Origin of the sequence: Mycolicibacter nonchromogenicus (genome assembly GCF_002101775.1) — a bacterium.
Classification (GTDB): domain Bacteria; phylum Actinomycetota; class Actinomycetes; order Mycobacteriales; family Mycobacteriaceae; genus Mycobacterium; species Mycobacterium nonchromogenicum.
Map to the genome: position 1 here is coordinate 1 of NZ_LQPI01000061.1, position 4,483 is coordinate 4,483.

The window sequence follows — 4,483 nt, forward strand, 5'->3', positions numbered from 1 at the left end:
TTGGAGCGGCCGCCGGTGTTGGGTGCTGATGATGTGGCGCGGTTGCCGGTGTCGCGGCAGTTGGATGTGTCGGTGTTTCCTGAGCATGCGGTGCGGGTGGTTGATGCGGTGTCGGCGCCGGTGACGTGTGCGTGGTGGAGTCGGCCGGCGGGGGCGAGTACGAGTTCGTTGGTGTTGTTGTCGGGTTCGTCGTTGCCGTTGCGTGAGGGTGTGGCGACGTTGGATTTGGTGGGTGCCGGGGTTGGTGGGACTGCGGCGCGGGTGGCGTTGGCGCCGGGTTCGGGTTATTTCGTGGAGAGTGTCAGTGGTGATCTGACTGCTGGTGTGAGTTCGGGTCCGTTGTTTTGGGTTTCCGATACCGGTGTGCGGTATGGGATCAATACCGAGTCCGGTCCTGGTGGTGATGGTGACACGGTTGCTGCGTTGGGTTTGAGTGGGCCGCCGTTGCCGGTTCCGTGGTCGGTGTTGTCGCAGTTCGCTGCGGGTCCGGCGTTGTCGCGCTGTGATGCGTTGTTGGCTCATGACGGGTTGGCGCCGGATGTGCGGCCGGGTCGGGTGGCTGGTGTTTCTAGTGTTGGGGAGTCTCGGTGAGTCGTTTGATTTTTGAGGCCCGTCGTCGGCTTCCTGTTCCGCCTGTTGATTCGGGCACGATCACCATTGAGCCGCCGCCGGAGTTGCCGCGGTTGGTTCCGGCGTCGTTTTTGCAGCGGGCGTTGCCGGTGGTGATTGTGGTGCTGATCGTGGGCATGGTGATCGCGATGGTGGCGACGGGGATGCGGTTGGTGTCTCCGGTGATGTTGTTCTTCCCGTTTGCGTTGTTGGTGGCTGCGGCCGGGATTTATCGGGGTGGGGATAAGAAGGCCCGCACGGTGGAGGTCGATGCCGAGCGGGCGGATTATCTGCGGTATCTGTCGGTGGTCCGCGACAACATTCGTGGTGCGGCGGCTAAGCAGCGGGCGGCGGCGCAGTGGTCGCATCCGGATCCGGCGGATCTGGTGGTGGTGCCCGGGTCGCGGCGGCAGTGGGAACGCGATCCGCATGATGAGGATTTCTTGGTGCTGCGCACGGGCCGGCATGCGGTGGCGTTGGCCAGCACGGTCCGGGTCGGTGACATCGCTGATGAACTGGATTTGGAGCCGGTGTCGCACAGTGCGTTACGCAGCCTGCTCGACACTCAGCGCACGGTGCGTGATGTGCCGGTGGGTCTGGATGTGACCCGTCTGTCGCGCATCACCGTCCTGGGTGAGAGCGAGGACGGCGAGGACGCGGCTGATGAGGTGCGTGCGGCGATCCGGGCCTGGTTGGCCCAGGCGGTGACGTGGCATGACCCGACGGTGTTGGGGGTGGCGTTGGCCTCACCGGTGTTGGAGTCAGCGGCGTGGTCGTGGTTGAAGTGGTTGCCGCATGTCGACATCGCCGGCCAGGTTGATGGGGTGGGCCCGGCCCGCTACCTCGCTTCTGGTGCTGAGGAGTTGGCGGGCTTGTTGGGTCCGGAGTTGGCGACGCGCCCGGCGTTCACCGGGGAGCCGGCCGAATCGGGGCGGCATCTGTTGGTGATCATTGATGACCCGGATTTTGATGTGGCGGCCTCGGTGCTGGGTGCAGCACGGGCGGGTGTCACGATCGTGCAGCGCGGGGTGGTGGGCCCGCATCGTGAGCAGTATGCGGACCCGGAGCGTCCGATCCTGCGGATCACTGCCGGTGGTGTGGCGATTGATCGGTGGCAGTCGGGGGGTTGGCAGCGCTTCGTTGATGCCGCTGATCAGTTGGGTGTGGCTGAGGCGGGGCATGTGGGGCGGCGGTTGTCGCGGTGGGATTCCAATCCGACGCATGCGGGGTTGCGGTCGGCGGGCACCCGCGGGGCGACGTTCACCACGTTGTTGGGCATCAGTGATGCGTCGCGGTTGGATGTGCCGGCGTTGTGGGCGCCCCGTCGCCGTGAGGAGGAGTTGCGGGTTCCGATTGGGGTGACCGCGACCGGGGAGCCGTTGATCTTCGATCTCAAGGATGAGGCCGAGGGTGGGATGGGTCCGCACGGGTTGATGATCGGGATGACCGGTTCGGGTAAGTCGCAGACGTTGATGGCGATCTTGTTGTCGTTGTTGACCACCCATTCCGCGGATCGGTTGATTGTGATCTACGCCGACTTCAAGGGGGAGGCCGGTGCGGACATTTTCCGGCATTTCCCGCAGGTCGTGGCGGTGATCTCGAACATGGCCGAGAAGAAGTCCCTGGCGGATCGTTTCGCTGACACCCTGCGCGGGGAGGTTGCGCGCCGGGAGTTGTTGTTGCGGGAGGCGGGCCGCCGTGTGCAGGGCAGTGCGTTTACTTCGGTGACCGAGTATGAGGCGGCGATCGCCGCCGGGCATGATCTGGCGCCGATCCCGACGTTGTTCATCGTTGCTGATGAGTTCACGTTGATGTTGGCCGATCACCCCGAATATGCGGAATTGTTCGATTATGTGGCGCGTAAGGGCCGCTCGTTCCGGATTCATATTCTGTTTGCGTCGCAGACCTTGGATGTGGGCCGGATCAAGGACATCGACAAGAACACCTCGTATCGGATCGGGTTGAAGGTCGCCTCGCCGAGCGTGTCGCGTCAGATCATCGGGGTGGAGGACGCCTACCACATCGAATCGGGTAAAGAGCACAAAGGTGAGGGCTTTTTGGTGCCCGCCCCGGGCGCGGCGCCGATCAAGTTCCGCTCCACCTATGTCGATGGCATCTACGATCCGCCACGCCAAGCCCGCTCGGTGGTCATGCATGCCCTGCCCGAGCCGAAACTGTTCACCGCCGCCGCCGTGGACGCCGGGGAGACGGTAGTGGTCGGTGAGGTCGAGGATGAGACCCTGGGTCCGCCGCGCAAGCTGATCACCACCATCGGGGAGCAGTTGGCCCAGTATGGGCCCCAGGCGCCGGCGTTGTGGTTGCCGCCGCTGGATGAGCCGATCCCGCTGGCAGCCACGCTGGCCAACGCCGGCATCGGCGAGCGGGCGTTGCGGTGGCCGTTGGGGGAGATCGACAAGCCCTTCGAGATGCGCCGCGACCCACTGGTCTTCGATGCCCGCTCGGCTTCGGGGAACCTGCTGATTCATGGTGGGCCGAAGTCGGGTAAGACCACCGCCTTGCAGACGTTCATCCTGTCGGCCGCGGCACTGCATTCGCCGCGGGAGGTGACGTTCTACTGCCTGGACTACGGTGGCGGGCAGTTGCGGGCCGTGGAAGGCCTGGCCCATGTGGGCAGTGTCGCCTCCGGCCTGGAACCCGAACGGATCCGGCGTACCTTCGGCGAACTCGAAGCCCTGTTGGCGGCGCGTCAGCAGCGCGGAGCGTTCCGCGACGGTGGGATCGGCTCGCTCAATGATGGTTACGGTGAAGTGTTCCTCATCATCGACAACCTGTATGCGTTCAGCCGCGACAACACCGATGCGTTCAACACCCGCAACCCGCTGCTGGCCAAGGTGACCGAACTGGTCAATGTCGGGTTGGCCTACGGCATCCATGTCGTGGTCACCACCCCCAGCTGGCTGGAAGTCCCCCTGGCGATGCGCGATGGGCTGGGGTTGCGTCTGGAGCTCAAACTGCATGATGCCCGCGATTCCAACGTGCGTGTCGCCGGGGCGTTGACGCGCCCGGCTGAGGCGGTGCCGGCCAATCAGCCCGGTCGCGGCCTGACCATGGCGGCCGAGCATTTCCTGATCGCGCAACCGGATCTGGGGCAGATCGAGGCGATCAATGCCCGCCATGCCGGGTTGGCGGCGCCGCCGGTGCGGTTGTTGCCGACCAACCTGGCCCCCGAGGAAGCCGGAGTGCTCTACCCCGCGCCCGAGCAGGTCGTCATCGGGGTGCGCGAAGAAGACCTCGCGCCGGTCGCAGTCGATTTCACCGACAATCCGCTGTTGTTGGTGCTCGGGGATGCCAAATCCGGTAAGACCACCCTGCTGCGGCATCTCATCCGTACCGTGCGGGAGAACTCGACCGCCGATCAGGTGGCGTTCACCGTGCTCGATCGGCGTCTGCACCTGGTGGATGAGCCGTTGTTCCCCGACAACGAATACACCGCCAACATCGACCGGATCATCCCGGCCATGCTCGGCCTGTCAGCGTTGATCGGCTCCCGGCGGCCCCCCGCCGGCCTATCAGCGGCGGACCTGGCGGCGTGGAGTTATGACGGGCACACCCACTACCTGATCATCGACGATGTCGATGCCATCCCCGACACCCCGGCCCTGTCTGGGCCCTATGCCGGGCAAAGGCCGTGGACCACCCTGATCGAGTTGCTGTCGCAGGCAAACGATCTCGGATTGCGGGTCATCGTCACTGCACGGGCTACCGGTTCAGCGCACGCGCTGATGACCAACCCACTGCTGCGGCGACTCAACGACCTGCAAGCCACCACCCTCATGCTCTCCGGTAACCCCGCCGACAGCGGCAAAATCCGCGGGCAACGCTTCGCACGCCTACCCGCCGGACGAGCAATCCT

The 4,483-nt window shown here is 65.0% G+C and carries 2 protein-coding genes; both read left to right on the plus strand.

What is annotated here, in order from left to right:
- Positions 1-591 (plus strand): type VII secretion protein EccB (locus AWC18_RS16810; protein ID WP_208858387.1); only part of this gene is annotated, 591 nt, incomplete at its 5' end.
- The coding region (gene eccCa, locus AWC18_RS16815; protein WP_085139470.1) for a type VII secretion protein EccCa at positions 588-4,483 on the plus strand (3,896 nt) is incomplete at its 3' end. The genes AWC18_RS16810 and eccCa, both read left to right, overlap by 4 nt.